This is a genomic window from Cohnella massiliensis (assembly GCF_900169535.1).
In the GTDB taxonomy this organism is placed as follows: Bacteria; Bacillota; Bacilli; order Paenibacillales; family Paenibacillaceae; genus Cohnella; species Cohnella algarum.
In genome coordinates, this window is the sequence record NZ_LT821253.1 from 102,882 (window position 1) to 124,166 (window position 21,285).

Consider the following 21,285-nt stretch of genomic DNA (forward strand, 5'->3'; position numbering starts at 1 on the left):
ATGCGGCCGCGCGCGGGCGCAAACCGCATCGGCAAAGCGAAGGTCAGCTTTCCAGCAGCCGATCGGCTATGAAATCCAAGTCCGCGGCGTCGATGACGAGGTCGCGGTTCAAATCGCATGCGGCGTCGTAGCCGGGATCGGTCGCCGTCAACCCGTACCCTCGGGCGACGAGCGCCAGGTCGTCGATTTCGACCTCTCCGTCGCCATTGACGTCCGGATCGATCAGCAGAATGGACGCCTCGACGTCCTCTTCCACCGTAAAGCGCTCCGACGCGCCGTCTACATACTCCGAGCCGCTTCGCAGCGTCAGGACGAACGGTTCGTCCGGCTCGGCGACGAGAAACGTCAGCTGCAGCACCGGGACGTCGCCGTCGATGCCGGACGGGCCGTCCCCTTCGGTCCGGGTCGCGGTCGCGCGAACGAACGAATCGAATTCCTCGTAGGTCGCCTCCGCGTGCTCGCCGAATTGCGGGTGCGGGCGGACGTCCGTCAGCGTCAGCTTCGTCTTGTCGTAGGCGATATCCAGCGCGGCACCGTAAAGGTCGTCCGCATCGGCCGCTTCGACGTTGATCGTCACCGCTCCGTCCGAGATCGAGCCGGGCTCGACCGCGAAATCGAACGTCGTTCGGTCATCGGGACCGGGCTCGTCGCCGAGCGTGCGCACGGACGCCTCATCGATCCACAGCTCCGAATTCCGGTTCATGAAGCCGACCGTACCGGACGGAACCGCCGTATCCGCGACGCCTTCGATGATCGGAACGCCATTGATAAACAAGGAGAACCGGTCGCCGGCCGCCTCGATGGCGTATTCGTTGTACTGGCGAAAATCGAAGCCGGGAAGCTTGCCGGCAATCCGGACGGGCGGATGCAACGTGACGAATCCCGTTTCCGCCGTATATTTCGCGAACGAAACCTGGTCCGCCGCATCGTTGAAGTCGAAATAGTAGTACGCTTGCGGGCTCGCGAACCGGACGAGCGCGCGCAGCTGCTCGCCGGCGCCGCCGTTTGCCGCGCCGCCGGCGTACTTGGCCGTAAATTCGAAACGGTAGTCGCGGGACGTCTGCTCGTAATCCGCCCAGGCCGACGCCTTGGCCGCTTTGCGGACCGGGTTCCCGCTCGTCGCCGTGCTCGTGCCCTTCATGACCATCGAATTTCGCGCCGGATCCGCCTCGTGCGACCACGACCCGACGCTGCCCGCGGCATCCCACTTCGTTGTAACGTCCTGCTCGAAGCCGTCGGAGAACAGCAGGCGGGACGGGCCGTACACCTCGAGCCGCGCGTCGCGTTCGTTGTTCGCCGTCTCCGCTTCGTCCCAGCCCGCCGCGCGAAGCTCGACGCTTACCTCGTACGCCCCCTGTTCGGCGGGACGCCAGGCGCCGGAGGTTACCGTGACCGTTTGGCCCGCCGCCAGCGCTTCCGGATGCCGCACGGTGCTCACCGTCTCCCCGTTCGCCTTAAAAATCGCCTCGAATCCTTCGCCCGGCGTCGCGCTCAAGCCGTCGTTGCGGACCGCGGCCCCGAAGACGATATCCTTGCCCGCCTGCGGATACGACGGCGTCCAGGTCAGACCCGCGGCGGATAGATCCGGCCCGGCCGCCGGACGGAACGTTTGCCAGTTTTCGAAATCGTATACGACCGCCTCCTCGCCGCGGCGGATCGTCAGCAGGCTCCCGCCGACCTCCTGATGCATGAACGGAGAATCGATCAGGGGCCAGGCCGTATAATCGACCGCCTCGCCATTTACGGTCCGCGCCCCGTTATACGTCAGGCTGAGCGTATCTCCCGCCAGCGACGTGTAGGTAAGCGACGGGTTGGCCTGCTCGAGCCCGGAGGCGTCCACCTCCGTGCGCGCGAGCACCGCCTGCGCGAAACGGTCCAGCTCGGCGTCGATCCGCTCCGCTTCGGAAAGCGCCCCGTCCTCCTCGGCGCCGTACGCCGACGGGTCGGCCGTTTCCACGATGACGCCGTTTTTCGTTCCATCGCTTTTCAGCACCGGCACGCGCAGCGAGCCGACGAACGACTCCGTCCAGACGTACGGCTTCAGCGGCTTGACCGCCAGCAGGACGCTGCCGCCGTGGGCAAAAATCCAGCCGCTCGGATCTTCCCGAATTTTTAATAGCGAGTCCGGAAACGGCCCGTTTATGAACTTGAACGGGTCGCCGGAAGGGATGTTGTAGACCGCGACGACCGCCCCGTCCTTTTGCAGCACCTGCTCGTACGGCGTCGCCCCCGATTCGATGCCGCCCCGCTTCGGATGGGTCATGAAAAAGGTGCTGTACGGACCGTCGGACGTCCAGCGGACGAACCAGCGCCGCATTTGATCCGACCAGCCGAGGCTGCCCGCTCCGTCGAACTGGCTGGCGACCCCGTAGTTTTCGGTCATGTAGGTCGTTTTGCGGTAGCCGTGCGGCGGATTGAGCTTGTTGGTCGGATGCTGGTCGTGGCTTTCCTTGTGCACGTACGGCGCGCTCCGGTCGGCCGCGATGTCCGCCAGCAGGCCGGGCAGCCGGTAGGACGAGGACGCGGCGATGACCGAATACATTCCTTCCGGGTAGCCGAACTCGTTCACCCGGAGGCTCGGCGCGCGTTCGCCGCCGAAGTAAAGCCAGGCCATGATCGTCCCGGCGCCTCCGATTTCCGGGCTCATTCCGTTGTAATCGCGCAGCGTCGACGATACCCAGTAGCCGTTCATCCATTCTCCCGCGATGTTCGCCAGCATGGCGTCGAGCGTCATTTTCGCCATTTGCCGCATCTCTTCGTCCTGCGCGAACTCGTAGAGCATGAGCAGGCATTCGACGTACAGCGCGGCGTAGGTCGTCGAATCGTATTCCTTCATGCCGTAGGTGACGAAACGCTTCATCATGCTCCGCAAATCCTGCTCGGCAAACTGCTTCGTCGCCGCTGCCCGGCTCCAGTCCGGCCACGTCTGGGCGACCAGATAGCCCGCGGTCCGGAACTTGATGAAATGGTTTTCCGTGCTGCCGTTCTGGCTGTAGTCGATGGCCGTCAGCTTCGCCTTCACCTTTTCCCGGAGCGCTTCCGGATACAAATGTCCGAATCGCAAGTAGGTGTCGATGTTCGCCGTATAAAAGAACATGGACGCGCCGGCCGGATTGTCGTTGATGCTGTCCACGATGTCCAGCGCCGTTTCGACGTCGACGCCCCGCTCGAACCGCGCCTGGGCGTAAAAAATCGCTTCCTTCACCCACAGCGTGCGGTCCGTCTGCTCGGGCCGCTCCGTCGCGAACGTGTCCAAAATGAAGTCCGCCCGCTTTTCGAAATCCGTTTTTTCCGCTTCGGACTTGCGGACTTTGACCGCCGTATACGCGGTCGTTTCGTTGTTCAGATCGTTGCCCTCCGCCACCGTTTCCCCGATGTCGGCGACGGCCAGCACCGCATGGGTTCCCGGTTCGGCCGTCCACGGCGCCGAAGCCGTGACGGTAACGGTTTGGCCCGGCTCGACGATGCCGGAATGGACGCCCGTGGCGACGAGCGCTACGTTCACGGACGGGTCGACCTTAAATCCCACCGTAAACTCGGCCTGCGCCGTAGCGGCGAGCCCGCGGTTTTCCACCTCGGCGACGAACGTCACTTCGTCGCCGGGCTCAGGCTCGGCGGGCGACATGGCGACGCCGGCGACGACAAGGTCCGGGAGGTTCACCTGCTCGACGTTCACCTCGTCGAACTCCGCCCGGACCAGTTGGCCGCGGTTCCGCGACGCGACGGTCATGCCGGCTTCGAGCTCTTCGTCCATCTCCTGCCTGCGGACAGCCAGCGGCTCTCCCCACTGCACCCCGTCCGAAGACGCGTAAGCCGAGAACGCGTCGCCCGCCCGCTGCAGCTTGACGTAAACCGGTGCCGCAACCGACGATCGCAGCTCGACCGCTTCCGCCGCTCCCCCGCCGCTGCGGCTCTCGAGCCGCAGCGAGCCGCCGGCGAGCAGCCGCACGCCGACGAAATCGCCGCCCGGGCCCGCGCCCTCCCGGAGCATGACGCCGGAGCCGGCCGACGCGCCCGCGTTCGCCAGCGGATGCAGCCGGAGCGATATCGCGGTGTCGCCGGCCGCTTTCCGGTGCACGAACGTAAATTCGTCGGCGCTTCCGGCGATGTCGAAGCCCGAGCTTTCCGCCGCGAACGTTCCGTCCGCATAGACGGCCGACCCGGCCAGGGCGTGGCTGCCGACCTGCGTGTGGGTCCACCCGTCCGGCAGCCTCGTCTCCGCGTCGGCGATGCGGATCGGGTAGACGCGGGCGCCGCTCTCGAACCCTTCGGCATACACCTTGACCTCATGCGGGCCGGCCGACGCGGGCACCCAGGGCGCCGAGACGACGGTCGTCCGCCAGCCGCGCGGCAGGGAGACGTTCGCCGCGGTGCCGGCGACAATTTGGCCTCCGACCTCGAAGCGAACGGTCAGATCGCCCGCGAAGTCTTTTTCGCCCGCGTTCCGGATTTCGGCGTTGAAGAGGACGGAGTCGCCGGCGAACGGGCCGACCGGCTCCCACGTCAGTCCGGCGACCGTCAGGTTCGCCGTTCCCGTTTCGTCGGGATAGGTCGGGTCCTCGTATACCTCGAGCTCGGTCAGCTGGATGCCGTTGGCCGCGTTCGAATTGGAGCTTCCCGCGATCCGGACGTACCGGACCTTCGCCGGATCGAACGCGATCTCGTGCCGGTTCTTGGGCGTCCGTTCGAACCGGTAGCTCTGCGCGGGCGCAAGGGTCATGAACGCGGTGCCGTCAAGGCTGCCCTCGACGGCCAGCGTCTGGGTTCGCGCGCTCCAGTCCGGGCCGAGCGAGACGGCGACCTTGTCGACGACGTAAGGCGCCTGCAGGTCGACGGTCAGGTGCGCGGGCGCGCCGGCCGCTTCCCATTGGGTGGCGGCGTCGCCGTCGACGGCGTTCGCCGCCACCCGGCCGCTGCCCGTTTTCTCCGAGCTCGCCGTCGCCGGCTTGCCGCGCGCAAGTTCGGCCGCGGGCATCGCCAGCATCCGCGCGAGCTCGGCGGACGACCCGGCGAGCTTCGCCGCGACGCGGTGCTCGTTCGGCGCGGCCGTCCAGCCTTGCTCCGCCGCGACGGTTACCGACTGGCCGGGGGCGATCGCCCCGCCGTACACGGCCTGCGCCACCGAAACGCCGTCGACCGTAAAGGCGACCTCCACCGGCGCGGACGTCGCTGCGCCGCCCTGATTTTCCACGACCGCGTAAAACCCGACTTCCTCGCCCACGGCCGGCTCGGCAGGCGTCCAGCCGAGCTCCTTCAGCGCGACCCGGGGGGCGGGCTCCGGTTCGGCCGGAAGCTCCTCCGCGGCCCCCTTCTGCGCCGGCAGCGGCAGTCCGCCCAGCAGCAGCGCCATCGCGAGCGGGAAGGCTATCCATCGTTTGACTCGCATTTCGCCATCCTCCGTTTCCTCAAATGATCAGGACCGCAAATACCGCGAAGCGACATAGGCCAGATCGATAATGTCGATGATGCCGTCCTTGTTCATGTCGTAAACCGCCTTGTACCCCGTCTCTCCTTCGCGCTTCCCGAACGAGCGGGCGATCGTCTCGATCGCTTTCGGATTCGGCTTTCCGCCCGTCACCGCCGCCGTATCGGCAACCGCGACCCGAAGCTCGCCGCCTTGCGGAACGACCGCCGCTTGCCCGCCGCTATTCGAAACGGCGACAGGGCCCGGCACGGCGAAGTCGGCCGCCCCGTCCTCGGAAAGCGCCGCAAACTCCAGCCGGATCAAATCCGCGCTGCCAAAGGCGCCCGGCACGGCGCCCGTCCGGCTTGCCGCGACGCGCACGGTTCCGCCGTCGTCCTCGTACCGCAAATAACCGTCGCCGCCGGGAGCGAACGCCTCCGCCAATTCGGCCCGGTTCAGCCGGAAAAGGCTCGGGTCGTAACGGAACGTCAGCTCGACGGCATACAGATCGTCCGCCTCCTCCGCCGCGACCGTCACGGCGACTTTCTCGCCGACTTCCACGATCGGCTTGTCGGCGGCCAACGCGATGGACGTGCCGGACACCGGATCCGGGTCCTCGGCGGTGTCGGCGAGCGCGAACCGGTCGTAGCCGCCCGGGTTTTTGCCGTCGGCGAGGCCGCGCGTCCATTGGATGAAATTGTCCCGGCCCATCTGAAAGTCCGCGTCGTTGACCGCGTAGTTCATGCCGAGCTTCGTCCCTTCCGCCAGCGCCAGGCCATGGATCAGCCCGCGCGGAATCTTGATCTCGTACGTCGTTTCCTTCGCCTCCTCGTCGCGGGCGATCGCGAACGGCAGCAGCTCCCCGGCGCTTCCGTTCGGATTCGGCGGACGCGAGAAGAAGATGTTCGCGAGCAGCCGGCCGTCGTCATGCCGCGCGAAGCCCCATTCCATGTCGTCCTGGTTGTAGGCAGCCGGGCTGTCGGCCAGCGGATCGATCGCGAATTGCAGCGAATCGTTTTTCCACATGTTCGCGGCGTCCTCCGAGTTTTTGTGAATGTCGTCCGACACCTTCGCCGCCAGGTACAGATGACCGTCGTCCCACATCGCGTACGCCGTCGCGTCCAGGTTGCCGGGGTCGTACACGCCGGTGTTGTTCCGGCCGGCCCCGCGCAGATGAACGGGATACGCCGCCGTCCAGTCGTCCAGCCGGCCGTCGACGGCGACCGTCCCCGTCTTCTCGATCAGGAGAAAATCGAGCGGAACCTGCGCGTCGTCGAAGATGACCCGGCCGCTTGCCGATTCGGTCACCGTAATCCGGTTCGAATATTCGTTGAAGTCGCGGGCTTCGCGGTAGTCCCAGCGGAAGGCGAGCGTGACGGTTTCGTCCTTGCCGAGATCCGCGAACGTATCGCCCGAAACCGGAGCGAGCGGCTCGCCGTCGGGACCGTACACCGTCACCTTGCCGGATTTCGGAGCCGCGGAGCGACCTTGCAGCCGCACTTGAATTTCGTCCAGCTCGGCGATCGGCTTGCCGACCGGCAAAATCCCGGCGGCGATCGCGCTTTCGACGGTCAGCTCGATAGCCGCCTCGTCGACGACGGCGCCGCCGACGACGAGTTCGACCTTCGGTTCGTAGACACCCTCCGGCGCGTCGGCCGGAATCGCGAGCGTATGCTCGAAGCGGTACGTCCCGCCGGGAGCGATCGTCGCCGTCAGCGTCTCCGCCTCCCCCCAGCCTTCGGGCGGTACGATCCGCACGGCGGCGCTGACGCTTTCCGCGGTATCGTTGGCGACGGTGCCCGCCAATTCGCTCGCGTAGCCGGCCTCCGCGTTCCGCTTGACCGGCGTCACGTTCAGCCACGCTCCCACATACACGGGAGCGTCCGCCGCCGTCATCCGCAGCGCGACCGCGGCGAACTCGCGGGCGAGCAGCCCGTATGCGTAGCTTGCGGCATCGGCCCCGCGCTCGCGGTTGTTTTCCGCCAGCCTGCCGTAGCGCTCGGCCCGCATGACCGCCGCGTTGCCGACCGGCAGCACGTAGTCGTCCCCCGCCCTCGCCTCAAGAGCGGACCGGGCCGCAGCCACCGCGGCCGCATAGTCCGGAACGGCCGAACCCGCACCCGCACCCGCTCCCTGTTCGCTCTTCGCCTGGATCAAGGCCTGGGCGGCCGCTTCCGCATAATAGTAAAGCGCTTCCATAACGACGAAAGCCTGCTTCCGCTCCGCTTGTCCGGCCTCGATCGCGCTCGCCATGTCGCTCATTAAGCCATACAGGCTGCCGATGCCCTGCTCGAGCCCCGCCGCCTTGTCCGCGAGCGCCGGTTCGCGCATCGCCGTTTCGAGCCGCTGTCCGATGCCTTCCAGCCTTCCGAGCAGCTCCGCCACGGCCGCGGCGTTGTCCGCCGTTTCCAGCTTCGCGATTTTGCCCGCGGCGTCTTCGCGGTAATCGCCCTGCAGCGCAATCGCCGCCTCGTACAGCGCGTCGGCCGAAGCGTTCAAAATAAAGATCGGCGAACCCGATACCGTAACCTCCGCTTGGCCGTTCGTCGCCGCCACCGTCCGGTCGCGTCCCTCGATCGACCGCACGACGACTTCGTCGGTGCCGACGTCGATCGCAAGCTGCGACGTAGCCGGGTTGCTCGCGGGATCGTCCTTGTGATCGACCGACCGCCAGGCGGCGATGATCGGCTTGCCGTCCTTCAGGAAGACGTAGGCTCTGACTTTGCCGTCGGGCACTTCCAGTCGTCCGGCATAGGCCGCTCCGGCCAGCGTCGTCATCAGGTTGTTGACCGCGCCGTACGCCAGCTTGGGCCTGCCGTCCACGTCGGTGATGCCCCAGAAAATTTCGTAATAGTTTTCGTCCGTGCCGTCGTTTTTGAAATTGTAATACTCCCACGCCCTGACCTTCGGCTCCGTCATATAAATCAGAAACGCTCGCGCAATGTAATCCCGCTGCACCTCTTCGCTCACGTTCGGGTAGCCGCCCTTGGCCGTCGGCCAGCCGCCTTCGGTCAGGTAGAAATCTTTCCAGCCCCCGTACGCGTCGATCATGCCGCCGATATCGTCCACGAACGATTCGATGGCGCCGTCCGGCATCGCGTTGTACACGTACGGATGCCAGGAAAACGCGTCCGCGAAGTTGTACGCCCCGAGCTCCAGCTCCCTCGGGAGCACGCTCCGGACGCTCGACGTGTGGCCCCCGGCGATCAGCGCGCTGCCCGGATTCGCTTTTTTCGTTCCGAGATAGAGCCGCTTCCACTGCTGAACGATTTCGTACGGAATGTACGGATCGACAAACAGCTCCGGCTCGTTGGACGTTTCGAAGGTCCGGATCAGCCCCCGGTACCGGTTCGCGCTCTCGTAGGCGAAGCGTTCGAGCAGCCGCAGGCCTTCGTAGGAAGCGGCCGTCGCCGTGTCTTCGATCACGCCGAACACGGGGATACTGTTCAGGCCGAAGCTGGCGATTTTGTTCAAATACGCGTCCGTCTTCGCAAAGTCGAATACGGGCTTGCCGTCTGCGCCGTATTGGCCCGTGAAGCTGTCGGCGATGTTAAGCGTGCTTCGGTGGTGCCTCGCCCCCGTTTTGCGGACGGCGTCCATTATGTCGTCGCGCCAGTTTTCCTTGTAGTGCGTATTGAACCCGAACTTCGACTCGATGTCGGCGTCGATTTCCGGCGTTTCGGGAATTTCCCGGACGACCGCCATCCGCATCGTTTTCGTCGACGCGTCGCTCCGCACGCCGTCCACGTAAAGCTCGACTTCGACGTCGTACGTGCCGATGTCCCCGATGCCCGGCTCGAACGTCAGCTCCTCGTTCAGTTCTCCGTAGGCCGCAAGCTCGTATTCCCGCTCGCCGGACGCGACGAGCTCCCGTTCGCCGTCGGCCCGCCGGACCTTGTAGGCAACCTTGTACGTGTGCGCCTCCGCGCCCCCCGAGACGAAGACGTTCAGCCCCGGCGCCTCGCCCGGTCCGTAAATGCCCGTGTAATTGCCTGCCGGCTCGACGTTGTAGATAGGCTCCGGCTCCAGCGGGACGATTTCGAACGAGTCGATCAGCAGCTCGATGCCGTTGACCGTGCCGAATTGGATGTAGCCTTTGTCCATCCGCAGCGTGTCGAAGTCGTCGACGCCGATCACCTTTTCCCCGTCGATGTAAAGCTCGTGGGTGATGCCCGACGCCCGGATTTCGTAGTCGACCCAGCGGTTGTCGAGCGCTTCGTTATACGTGCCCAAATAATAGTTGCCGCCGAGATCGGTTTTGCGCATGATGAAATACCGCCAGTTGTGGGTCCCCCACTCCATCGAATAGTTGTTGTTGTCGTTTTGGGTCCGGTAACGCAACCGCCACACGTTGTAATACTCGTCGCTCGTGCGGACGTATTTGGCCCGGAACTTCAAAATAAAGTTGTCGATGCTGCCGTACGCCGGATTCGACAGCGTGGCGGACGGGTAAACGGTGCCGACCCGGCCGTTCAGGCGCAGCGCCTTGCCTCCTTCCGGAAGCGCCGCGATTTTGGCGTCGCCGCGCACCGTCCAGCCCGCGGGCACGCTGCCGACCGCAAGCGATTCGAAATCGTTCGCGTACGGCTCGAACGCCCCGACGGCTACCGACGCGTCGCCGGACGCCGGATACCGGGCCGCGTTGCCGGCCTCGTCCCGTACCGCGATATGGTAGCCGACGGCGGAGGACCGGTTCGTGCCCGGAATCGTCGCGCGATAGATGCCGTCCGTCCCCCGCGCGGCCGCGACTTCCCGCTCCGGCTCGTCTCCGTACCGGTACCGGACCGCGGCCGTCACCGCCGATCCGGCGTCGCCTCTGACCGTAAAGGCGACCGGAATGTCGGCGTTGTACGGCACAGATGCGACGGGAGAATGTTCGACCGCCAGCGGCCCCGAGGCGATCAGCTTCACCGGATGGCTCACGGTCAGATCGGCGATTTCCAGATCGACGTTATTCGAACGGAAGCCGATGCCGCCCGACGGATACCGGTTGTTCGAATCCGTTGCCGAAATCAGCCCGGTCCCGTTCACGTAGAAGGTAATCCGGTTCCCCCGCACCTCGATGCGGTAGTCGTTCCAGGCCGAAGCGTCGAACGTCGCGTTCACGTTGGCCGTCAGATTTTGCTGATAAACGGTGTTGTCCCAATAATGGATTTTCAGCAGGACGTCGTTCGTCCCTTCCGACGTTTGAGCCTCGACGGCGTAATAGTCGCCCTGGTCGTTCGCCCGGACGAAAAACTCGCCGCGGCCGTTCGCTTTGCGGGCGAATTTGGCCCGGAACTCGACGTCGTAATCCGTCCACGTCTCGGAGCCAGCCCCCGTCAAATAGTTGCGCGTATTGCCGGCGGTCGCTTTCATGACCCGCTCGTCCCCGTCGTCCGCGACGATCCACTCCTCGGGCGTTTTCGTCCAGTGCTCCGCGGTCCGGGCGGCATCCGCGAAATCGTCGGCATACCCGGTCGACTTCCGGCTCCCGGCCGCATCCGAGGCTTCGATATAGTAGTTGAGCGTGTCCTCGTCCCCGGACGGGGGTGCGGGAAGGCGTACGGAATGCGAGTCTCCGCTGCCCTTCGACATTGAAGCGCTTTCAAAAATGCGCCCCTCATCGGCATGTCCGTACCGATAATACACGGTCGCCGTTACGCTTGCAGGCCCGACGATATCCGCGGAAATGTCGATCCCCTGCCCGGTGTCGGCCTCCGTAATCGGCGAGTGATGAATCTGCAATTCCTGAGCCCGCCCGCCCTCGCCCGAAACGGCGACCCGATCGATCTGCAGGCCGACGTTCTGCGAACGGAACCCGATCCCGCCCGACGGATAATGAGAATTCGGATCCGTCGCGGAAATAATCGGTTCCCCGTCCAGCCGAAGCGAAATCGTGCTTCCTTCCACCGTTACCGTATAATCGTGCCACTGCGTCGGATCGTAAGCATGCGTCACGTTCGCGGTCAAATTCCCCTGGTAGACGGTGCCCGCCCAGCGGTGGATCTTGAACGTCGCGGCCGAAGCCCCGTCCTGCGTCAGCTGCGCCTCTACGGAGTAGAAATTGCCGCTGTCGTCGGCCCTGACGAAAAACTCCGCCCGGCCCGTGACGTTGGCGGCGAACCTGGCCCTGACGTTCACTTCGTAATCGGTCCAGCCCGCGGCTTCCTCCAACCGGAGAAACGTTCGCGTGTTCGCGTGGAATCCGTGAAAAAAGCTGACCCCGTCTTCCGTCTTGACGTCCCACTGGCCCGGAACTTCCTTCCAGCGTTCCTGCGCGAGAGCCGGGCTGTCGAAATCATCCTCGAACCAGGTCTCCGAGGCCGCGGCCGCCGGCGCAGTCGACGCCCCCGGGAGCGGCAAACCGCCGAGGGCTGTGACGATCGCGAGCGCCCAGGCCGCGACCCGCATTGCCGTTTTTCGTCTCATTCCTGTTCTCCTCCTTCGTTTTTTGAAATCGCCAAAAAAAGAATCCCCGTGCGGCGGCAAAACCGGATGAGGATTCGCAAGGCGCTTCGGGCGCGTTCACCCTTTCACAGAGGACAAATTGACTCCGCGAATAATGTATTTTTGCAAAAAGGCGAACATCAACAACGGCGGAACCATCACCAGCGTCAAAATCGCGAATTTTACGTTGACCTGAATGTTGTTGGACTCGCCGGAAAGCACGTATTTGTAGACGGCGGTGGCGATCGGGTACTTATCCGGACTGGAAATGACGAGCCCCGCCCAAAACCATTCGTTCCACGCCGCCGTGAATCCGAAAATCAAAATCGTGGCGAGAATCGGATACGACAGCGGCAGCGCCATTTGCAGGAAGCAGCGCAGCTCGGAGGCCCCGTCCATTCGGGCCGCTTCGAACAGCTCCTTGTGTATGCCGTCGAAAAAGCTTTTGAGCAGCAAAATCCAGAAAGCGTTGGCGGCGGACGGCAGCCAGAACGCCCAATACGTATTCAGCAGTCCGAGCTCCTGCAGGTTCAAGTAGTTCGGAATCATGTACGTCGCCGACGGGATCATCAGCGTGCACATGAAAAACAGGGTGAACCCTTTGCGGAACGGGATGTGCAGGTGGGACAGGCTGAACGCGGCCAGGCCGATGCAGACGACCGCGACGATCATGCTGCCGGCATAAATGGCGAACGTGTTCAGCATGTACCGGGACAGGTCGATAAATTGAAAGCCTTCTCCCAGGTTGCTCCACACCCACTCCTTCGGCCACAGCGTCGGAGGAAACGTGTAGATGTCCTCTCTCGTTTTGAAGGCGTTGAAGATCGTCACCAGGAACGGATAAATCATCGTCGCCGACAAGGCGGCAAGCAGCACGATCATGACCGCGTACCCGGCCCAAACCGTTTTCCGGCGAAAATCGAAGTGGGACAAAATGCCGCGTTCGCGCAGCGATTCCTTGTCCATTACGGTTCCGTCCCCTTTCTTTGCAGCGAGTACAGCACGATGGACAGCAGGGTCAGCGCCACGAACAGCATGACGCCCATGGCCGACGCCTCGCCGAACGCGAACGATTTGAAGGCATCGTTGACGACGAGCAGCATATACGTCGTTGTCGCCTCATTCGGTCCGCCCCCGGTCATCGCAAGCTGCGGCTCGTAGGACTGGCTGTTGGAAATGAGCTGCATGATGAGCATCAGCACGAAAATCATCCGGATCGAGGGCAGCGTAATATAGCGAATGCGCTGAAAGACGCCCGCCCCGTCGATTTCCGCCGCCTCGTACAGGTCCTTCGGAATGCTCATGACCGCCGCCAGGTAGATCAGCGCGGTCGCGCCGAAATGGTGCCACGTGTTCATCAGCACGATCGAAAACATCGACATCGATTTGTCGGTGAGCCACATGACCGGATCCAGACCGAAGACGGACAGGAAATTGTTGAGCGGACCGATCGGCTCGAACAGCCACTTCCAGACGCCGTACAGCGCGACGGCCGGCACGATATTGGGCAAATAGACGATGAGCCTGGCGGTCGACTTGAACCGTCTCAGCTCGGAGATGGCGATCGCCGCCACGGCCGGAACCCAATAGCCGATGGCGAGCCCTAGAAAAATAAACCAGAGCGTATTGCGGATGGCGGTAAAAAAGCTGTCGTCGCGGATCATTTCGATATAGTTTTGAAGGCCGACGAACGTATTGCCTTTGACGAAATTGATGTCATGCAGGCTGTAATAAATCCCCATGACGATCGGTTTCCACAAAAAGACGCAAAAGATTACGATTTCCGGAAGCAGAAAAACGAGTCCCCAGAAATAAAGCTTCGACTTGCTGCGGACCTTTCCTGCGGTCAGCGGCGGGCTTGCCGAATATGCCGATTTCATGCTTCACCTTCCTCGTTCGGGACGTTCCCGGAGGACGCCGAACGCCGCGCGCGGCTTCGGGCGTCCTCCGTCTTTGATGTTACAGCTCCACTTTATCCAGGAACTCGGATTGCAGCTCCTGCGCCCCTTCTTCCAGAAGCTTTTGCAAATCGGCTTTTTCGTTGCTGAAAATTTCCTGGATGACGTTCGTCATGATCGCATAAAAATCCTGGGCATGGAACGGCGGCTCCGGCTTCGCGTTGGCATTGTAGATTTCGAGGAACGCCGGATCGAATTCGTAGACGACGCCGGGATATTTGGCGTACAGCTCCTCCATTTTGGCGGCGTACGCGGAATCCGGGCTGTAATACGGCATCAGATCGGGAATGTGCATCTGATTTTTCGCCTGGCGCTCCTGGATTTTCTTTTCCTCCGTTTCGATGCCGCTGTCCTTGAAATAGTCGTACGTGATGAACTTGAACGCCATTTCCTGCTGGGCTTCCGTCTGCTGCGGGTTGATGACGTAGAAGTTGCCCCCGGTAATGGCGTAATTGGGAGAACCCTTCTCCATGCTCGGAAGCGGGTAGATTTTCGCGTCTTCCGGAGCGAAGCCGCCGTCGTTGATTCCCGTGTTCAGGGAATTGGAATGGAACACGATGCCCAGCCGTCCTTGCTTGTACAGGTTCGACAAATCCGGATTTTCCAGATTCCAGTCGCCCGGCAGCACGTTATGCTCCCATCTGAGCTGACGATAAAGCTCCAGCACCTTGAGCGCGGCCGGGGAGTTCAGCGTCGTCGTCACTTTGCCGTCCTTCGTTTCCTCGACGAATTCGCCCGCCTGGTACAGGAAGTTCGTCATATTCCAGCCGGCCGAATTGCCTTTCGCCGCAACGGCGAAGCCGGCGATGCCTTTGGCCGGGTCGTTCACGGCTTTGGCCGCCGCGATCAAATCGTCCCAGGTCCAGTCGTAGCCCGGCAGCTCCACGCCCTTTTCGCGGAACAGCTTCGCATTGAGGCCGACCGTCATGACGTAGCCGCCCTGCGGAAACGCGTAATACTTGCCGTCCACGTTGAAAATGTCGAGCAGCTTCTGATTCAACTGATCCTTGAACTCGTATTGGTCGAAAAATTTCGTCAGGTCGGCCGCATAGCCGTTGTCGGTCAAAATTTTCGCTTCGGTGGCATACGTGTTGTAGTAGGACGGAGCTTCCCCGGCCGCGAGCTTGACGCCGAGCGTCGCCGCCCCGCCGTCGCTATAATGCCAATCGCTTTTCAATATTTCGACGTGCGGATATTCTTCCTGGAACCGCTTGATCCGATCGTCCATCGCCGCCCGCTCCACTTCCTGGTCCGGCTTCGGATACTGGATCGTAATCGTGACTTTCTCGGGCGCGGCGCCGCCCGTGGATTCCGCCCCCGCATTCGACGGGGACGGGGACGCCGAGCCGGTCGCCGCTCCGTTCGTCGCCCCGTTTTCCCCGCCGCATCCGGCCAGAAAAACCGTGAAGACGAGGGCGCTTGCCAACATGTTACGCAAACCCTTCATGTGCCGATTTTGCCCCTTTCAACTCTGTTTTTGGTTTCAGGGCAAGTATAAAGGGGGACGAGCGCCGCTTGAATTCGGATTTTTTGGGGTTCGCCTTTCTATTTTTTGTCCGTTTGCAAAAAGCCGCCTTTTTGCAGGTCGAGAAGGATGGCTTCGCGGACCCGGCCGCCGCCGTATTCCCCGTCATGGGCGCGGACGTAAGCCTCCCAGCCGGCATCGTCCAGCGAGGCGTTGCCGTAAATGAATCTGGCCGCCATCTGTTCGCGGTAGCTTTTCAGCCGGTCGATCAGCTCCGAGCGTTCCATCGCGTAGCCCAGCCCGTAGACGGAGCCTCTTTTGCCGCCGCCTTCGATCATGCTTTTGACGGTCTCGAATTCCTCCGGCTCCGAATGGAACGCTTTCATGACGTCCAGGTCGGACAGAAATTTGCTGCGGTCTCCGATCAGGTTGTAAACCTCGAGGTAGTCGTTTTGTCTGCCTTGCAGCATTCGGATTTCGCCCCGCTCCTTGACGTGGTTCGTGCCCTCCGCCCCATACAGAAGAAGCCGTTTCCCTTCTTCCCCGTTCATCCAATCGACGAGCTCCACGATTTTGCGCACTTTCTCCGGCGATTTGGCCGCCTTCGTCGTAATGCCGATCGTCGTGCCGACGCCGACGAGCGGCCAATGGTAACCGGCGCCCGCCGGACCTTCCAGCGGCGGCAAATACGCGATTTCGGCACCCGGGTCGTTCGCCCGAAGCTGCCGGATGACGTCCGCGGGATACCCGGTAGAATGGAAAATGCCGACCTGTCCCTGCACGATTTTTTGGGTTTTGCGGTTGGAATCGTTGACGGCCATATCCGGGTCGAGCGCCCCCGCGGCCATCAAATCCCGCATGAACCGCAAATACTCCCGGTACCTCGGAGACGTCCAGCCTCCCTTCAGTTCGCCGTCCGCCAAATATTCGTCCGGGGAAGCGAGGCCGGTGAACGCGGACAGCAGCTCCCAGAAATCCTGGCAGCTCATGCACCCGCCGGAGGTGAAGCCGTACGTGTCGTCCTTTCCGTTGCCGTCCGGGTCGCGCTTCGCGAACGCTTCGGCGACGGCCGCGAATTGTTCGACGGTTCGCGGCGGCTCAAGGCCCAGCTCGCGGAGCCAGTCGCTGCGGATGAACATCCCTTCGAGCATAGGCCCCATCCGGTTCGGAATGCCGTAGTAAAGCCCGCCGTCGTCGGAAATCGAGCGCAGCATATCCTCGGTTATATAAGATAAGTTCTCCGGCAGATTGCTTGCGTTCAGCACGTCGTTAAGCGGAACGATATACCCTTGCGAACGGGCGGTCCGGTAATCCATCATGTTGAAAAAATAGATGACGTCCGGCAGGTCGCCCGAAGCCGCCCGGGCCGCCAGCTTCGCCCTCCATTCCTGGGATCTGCCCGTGGAGAAGTCGTACTTCAGATCGATATTCAGCTCCTTGCGGATCGTCTCGAGAACGATATCGTCGTCCGGATCGGGAAACCGCACGCTGGTCGGGTACCAGCGGTCGACCTCGATGACGACGGCCTTATCCGCCCCGTCTTCCCCGCCTCCGCAGCCCGCGAGCATGCCGAGCGCGACCGCCGCCGAAACCGTAAACAAAATGAGCCGTTTCAGCCTCATGGCGAAACCCCTTTCCGCTGCAACTCTCTTTATTCTGATATAATTGCTGCAAGATGTAATCCCCAAAAATCCAAAAACGAAAAAGGTTTATCCAAAAAATCCGAAGGCGGCCGGCGGCAGAGCCGCGTTACAATGATACAACTTCCCTGCGAGGAGCGTCCTCCCGATGAGAAGCCCGGCTTTTATCAGCTTGAGCGTCAAGGTGTTCGCGATCAGCTTCGTCTCGATCGCGTCGCTGATCTTCCTGCTCGGCTACATCTCGCAAAACTATATCGTCGAAACGTACAAAAAACAGCAAACCCGCTACGTCGCGAATTTGCTGGAAAGCACGCAGCTCCATTTGAACCTTTTCATGAAAAATCTCCAGGGCAATTTGCTCGCTCTTTCCAACGACGAACGGCTGCAGTCGGCTGCGGACGACGAAACGCTGATCGCTTTGCTCGAGCGGGAGCGCAAGTATTGGAACCAGGACCTGAAAAACATCTATCTGATCCGGCCCGATCTGGACGTTGTCGGAACGTCGAATTATTTATGGGATATCCGGGGGCATCGGCTGGCCCGGAACCTTTACGACGGCGCGCTGAAAAGCGAGTATATGTATTGGTCGGAGCCGTACATGTCGGACGTGTCCGATTATACGGTATCGGTCGGCGTCCGGGTGTCGGACGCGTACGGAACGCTTCGGGGCGTGCTTGCGGCCGATTTGGATTTGGAGAGCATCATCAACGTCTATGGGGTAAGGGACGATTCGCTGAACGAGGACCTTCTTATTTTAAGCGCGGATCTCCGGCCGATTACGGTTTCCAACCCGTTTGTCGTCTACGACGTTTTCTCCGAATCGTACTCCGTTTCCGGGCTTCCGGCCGAAGAGCTGGAGGCGAGCGGCGGGAACAGCCGGCATGTCGACGACGGCGCGGGCGGGCGTTTGTACGTATCCGGCGTTCAGAACAACAATTGGGGCTGGCGGATCATGGCCGTGCTTCAGGAAGAAGAGCTTTACGGCAGCATCGGCGTTTTGCAAAGCTACATTCTTTGGGTCGGGCTCGTCGGCTTGCTGCTGTCGCTCGTCATTTCGTATTATTTGTCCCGATACGTCGCCCGGCCGATCAAGTTGTTGAGCAAGCAGATGCGGCGCTTCAGCACCGGCGATTTTCAAACCCGGATTTCGCTGCCTTTTCGCGGGGAGATCGGCATTCTCGTGAACAGCTTCAACCAGATGGTGCGAAGGATCAAAGGACTGATGGAGGAGCTTGTCGAAAGCGAACGGGAAAAAAAGCGGTTCGAGCTCAAAGTGCTGCAAGCCCAGATTCAGCCTCATTTTCTGTACAACACGCTGAATTCCATCAGCTATTTGGCCCGGCACAGGCAGACGGAGCATGTCGACCGGATGATTACGAGCCTGGTCGAGCTGCTTCACTTCCATCTGGACAAAGTCGACGAATTCGTGCCGATCGGCCAGGAGGTCGAAGGCATTCGTCATTACGCCTATTTGCTGTCCGTGCGTTATCCCGACAAGTTCGCGCTCGAAGCGGAGCTTGACGACGACGTTCTCGCGTTCGGCATCCCGAAGCTGACGATCCAGCCGTTGGTGGAAAACGCGGTTTTCCACGGCATTCTCGCCGGAGCGGGGCCCGGCACGATCGTCCTTTCCGGACGGAGGGAGGAGGAGGAGGAGGACATCGTTTTGCAAGTATCCGACGACGGCGTCGGCATGGAACGGGCGGTCGTCGAATCGCTGTTTGCCGGCGCGCAAAAAAACCGCCGAAACACATACTACCACATGGGGATCAAAAATATTCACGACCGTTTGCAACTGTATTTCGGCCCGAAATACGGCCTGACGGTCGCAAGCGCTCCCGGAGAGGGCACGACCGTAACCGTTCGGTTGCCCGCGACGGCTTCCCCGCCCGGCGAACGGCCGGAGGATCGCGCAACGTCCGAACCGGAAGGAGATGAACCGCATGCTGCGCGTATTGCTCGTGGACGATGAATATATGGTGCTCGATGCGCTGTGCTCCGATATCCGGTGGGAGAAGCTCGGCCTCGAGGTCGTCGCCACGGCGGCGAACGGCCGGCAGGCGCTCGAGCGCTGCGCCGTTTACTTTCCGGACCTGGTCATCACCGATATTACGATGCCGGTCATGGACGGAATCGAGCTGATGGCGGAGCTGCGCAAAGGGTTTCCCCATGTCCGGTTCGCCATTTTGACGGCGCACAAGGATTTCGAATACGCCAAGCAGGCGATCGCGCTCGGAGCGCTCGATTACGTGCTGAAAACCCCGTTGAATCCGGAGGAAATCGAAGCGACGCTGCTGCGCTGCAAAGACGCCATCGGGGCCGAAAAGGAAATGAAGCAGCGCGCCCTGATCGGGGACCGGCTGGAGCATCAGCACAGCTGGGAAATCCGCAAACGGATGGCCGAGGATATCGACCGCGGCTTGTTCAACTTCGAGCGCGACGGCGCCAATCTGATCCGGGGAAGCGGCGAGCTTCGGCCGAAAATGCCGTACCGGGTGCTTTATGTCGCGCTGCAGGATCGAATCGCGTTTTTTGCCGGGTATGCGGAGCGGGATCATTCGCTCATCCGGTTCACGATGAATCAGGCGATCTATGAGAGCATCCCGAACCGCGCCGAGGGCGACGTGCTGCCGCTCGGCAACGGCGAATCCGCCGTCATTTTGCAGAAGCCCGCCTCGTCCAGCAAAGCGGATTCCGAAATCCAGATCCAGCAGCTGTACGACCATATAAATCAATGGTTCAAAAAATATCTCGGCACTCCGCTGCTGTGCGGAATCAGCTCGGACGCAACCGACTACGCCGAATTGAAACGCGCCATTTCGCAGGCCGTGCAGGCGAAGGAAACGTTTTTTTACGATAACCGTTCGTCCTTGCATTTTTATCATCAATACCATCGCATCGTCTGGAGCCACGAAACGGAGCAGGATTGGAACCTTCTGTCCCAAAAGCTGTCGCTCAAATGGAGCGTGCCCGACGTCGACAAACGAATCGAAGGCATTCAGCTGCTGCTCTCGTTCGTGCTCGAGAAACGGCCCACGCCTTCGAAGCTGAAAAGCGCCGTTTTGCGCGTGCTGGAGGAGCTTGCGATGCCGCTGACGAGACAGGAATGGCTGCGCATGGAGCACAGCGACTCGCTTGAGGACTGGCTGTCCCATCTGGAAAAAATCATGGCCAAAGCCCACAAGCAGGATGCCGAGCTGCCGGTTCAGGTGCATCCCGAAATTCAAAAGGCGGTCGACTTTATTTATGCTCATCTTTCCGAAAATCTTACGTTGAACAAAGTGGCGGAGCATGTTCACCTGAATCCGAGCTACCTCAGCCACCTGTTCAAAATCCAGACGGGCGACAATTTTCTCGATTTTCTGACCGAACAGCGGGTGCGGAAAGCGAAGGAATTTCTGCTTCAGTCCGATCTGAAAAACTACGAGCTGGCCGAGAAAGTCGGGTTCGTCAATTATCCTCACTTTTGCACCGTCTTCAAAAAGTCAACCGGCATGACGCCGAACGAATTCCGGCGGCACTACAAAACGGGCCATAGCGGCAGCGCGGCGCACTGATTTGCCGCCGTTGCCGCTCCGCTCTTGCGGGGCGCAGCCGGCCGTCAACCCGCCGCATCGCCGGCGTTAACGGGCTGGTCATGCAGGTTGACGGATGCGGCCATGAGGGCGAAAATTTCGGGTACATTTGTGCCTTGACGAGACGGATGCGGTTATGAGAGCGAATTTGGCAGGAGGTCTAGGCTAGGTACGCGGAGCTTCGTTGGATTTTGTCCAACCAAAACCGGCCTTTTCGCGAAACCCGCCGGCTTTGGTTGGATTTTGTCCAATCAGGAGCGGCCCTTTCGGGGATTTCGCCCGATTTTCCCGTTTCTCGTTGGATCAAATCCACTGTAGATCAACATTTCCGCATTTCTTGCTCCGTCGGTTGGATAAAATCCAACATAGGCGGAACCCGCAGGTTTCCGCCGCCCATGTCACCTCATAGCAGCTCACCGTTGTCCGTTACCCAAGTACCCATTCGCAGAGCTCCCCGGTGGCCGTTGCCCAAGTACCATTCGCACAGAGCTCGCCAGTGTACGACTTTTGGAGGAGAATGCCGTTTTCGCGCCTGAGTGATCACGCCAGGAGTTCATATGCATCCATATAACAGCCCATACCTTAAATTTGGAGAAGTACTCGAACCAACCTTATATCAAGCGAAAAAGCCAAAAAAGAAGCACAAAAAAAGCACCCCGTATGAGGTGCTTTCCTGTTCTCCAACCTGGCAACGTCCTACTCTCCCAGGACCCTGCGGTCCAAGTACCATCGGCGCTGGAGGGCTTAACGGTCGTGTTCGAGATGGGTACGCGTGGAACCCCTCCGCCATTGCCACCAGATCGAAGTTCTTCAA

The 21,285-nt window shown here is 61.6% G+C and carries 8 protein-coding genes and 1 rRNA gene; 2 read left to right on the plus strand and 7 right to left on the minus strand.

Features of this window, described 5'->3' with window-relative positions; translation table 11 throughout:
- Nucleotides 1-43: 43 nt before the first annotated feature.
- The 6 genes from B7E11_RS02400 to B7E11_RS02425 form a co-directional block, all read right to left on the minus strand.
- Nucleotides 44-5,386, minus strand: a complete 5,343-nt coding sequence (locus B7E11_RS02400; RefSeq protein WP_080832024.1) for a CARDB domain-containing protein — start codon at nucleotides 5,384-5,386, stop codon at nucleotides 44-46.
- 27 nt (nucleotides 5,387-5,413) lie between these two features.
- Nucleotides 5,414-11,815, minus strand: a complete 6,402-nt coding sequence (locus B7E11_RS02405) for a 3-keto-alpha-glucoside-1,2-lyase-like domain-containing protein (protein WP_080832025.1) — start codon at nucleotides 11,813-11,815, stop codon at nucleotides 5,414-5,416.
- A gap of 96 nt (nucleotides 11,816-11,911) precedes the next feature.
- A complete protein-coding gene (locus B7E11_RS02410) occupies nucleotides 11,912-12,799 on the minus strand; it encodes a carbohydrate ABC transporter permease (RefSeq protein ID WP_245809595.1) in 888 nt (295 codons plus the stop codon).
- Nucleotides 12,799-13,713, minus strand: coding sequence for a carbohydrate ABC transporter permease (locus tag B7E11_RS02415; RefSeq protein ID WP_080832026.1), 915 nt, complete (start codon nucleotides 13,711-13,713; stop codon nucleotides 12,799-12,801). Before B7E11_RS02415 ends, B7E11_RS02410 begins: the two co-directional genes overlap by 1 nt.
- 79 nt (nucleotides 13,714-13,792) lie before the next feature.
- Entirely contained in the window at nucleotides 13,793-15,238 is a 1,446-nt protein-coding gene (locus tag B7E11_RS02420; protein ID WP_139787044.1) for an ABC transporter substrate-binding protein, read from the minus strand.
- Between the two features lie 98 nt (nucleotides 15,239-15,336).
- Nucleotides 15,337-16,878: an extracellular solute-binding protein gene (locus B7E11_RS02425; RefSeq protein ID WP_080832028.1), complete on the minus strand. Its 1,542-nt coding sequence runs from the start codon at nucleotides 16,876-16,878 to the stop codon at nucleotides 15,337-15,339.
- A 166-nt stretch (nucleotides 16,879-17,044) separates the two neighbouring features.
- Here B7E11_RS02425 and B7E11_RS02430 point away from each other — a divergent pair, with 166 nt between their 5' ends.
- Together B7E11_RS02430 and B7E11_RS02435 are read left to right on the plus strand one after the other, a co-directional pair.
- Nucleotides 17,045-18,868, plus strand: a complete 1,824-nt coding sequence (locus tag B7E11_RS02430; RefSeq protein ID WP_080832029.1) for a sensor histidine kinase — start codon at nucleotides 17,045-17,047, stop codon at nucleotides 18,866-18,868.
- Nucleotides 18,840-20,453 carry a response regulator gene (locus tag B7E11_RS02435; RefSeq protein WP_176220578.1) on the plus strand — a complete coding sequence of 538 codons (1,614 nt, stop codon included), beginning with the start codon at nucleotides 18,840-18,842 and terminating at the stop codon, nucleotides 20,451-20,453. The genes B7E11_RS02430 and B7E11_RS02435 overlap by 29 nt, the downstream gene beginning before the upstream one ends.
- A gap of 701 nt (nucleotides 20,454-21,154) precedes the next feature.
- Here the strand turns inward: B7E11_RS02435 and rrf are convergent.
- A 5S ribosomal RNA gene (gene rrf, locus B7E11_RS02440) occupies nucleotides 21,155-21,271 on the minus strand.
- Between the last annotated feature and the right edge of the window lie 14 nt (nucleotides 21,272-21,285).

What these genes read in the sequence shown, in the direction of transcription:
- B7E11_RS02400 (WP_080832024.1), bottom strand. Translation starts at nt 5,386, where the DNA reads ATGCGAGTCAAACGATGGATAGCCTTCCCGCTCGCGATGGCGCTGCTG.
- B7E11_RS02405 (WP_080832025.1), bottom strand. Translation starts at nt 11,815, where the DNA reads ATGAGACGAAAAACGGCAATGCGGGTCGCGGCCTGGGCGCTCGCGATC.
- B7E11_RS02410 (WP_245809595.1), bottom strand. Translation starts at nt 12,799, where the DNA reads ATGGACAAGGAATCGCTGCGCGAACGCGGCATTTTGTCCCACTTCGAT.
- B7E11_RS02415 (WP_080832026.1), bottom strand. Translation starts at nt 13,713, where the DNA reads ATGAAATCGGCATATTCGGCAAGCCCGCCGCTGACCGCAGGAAAGGTC.
- B7E11_RS02420 (WP_139787044.1), bottom strand. Translation starts at nt 15,238, where the DNA reads ATGAAGGGTTTGCGTAACATGTTGGCAAGCGCCCTCGTCTTCACGGTT.
- B7E11_RS02425 (WP_080832028.1), bottom strand. Translation starts at nt 16,878, where the DNA reads ATGAGGCTGAAACGGCTCATTTTGTTTACGGTTTCGGCGGCGGTCGCG.
- B7E11_RS02430 (WP_080832029.1), top strand. Translation starts at nt 17,045, where the DNA reads ATGAGAAGCCCGGCTTTTATCAGCTTGAGCGTCAAGGTGTTCGCGATC.
- B7E11_RS02435 (WP_176220578.1), top strand. Translation starts at nt 18,840, where the DNA reads ATGCTGCGCGTATTGCTCGTGGACGATGAATATATGGTGCTCGATGCG.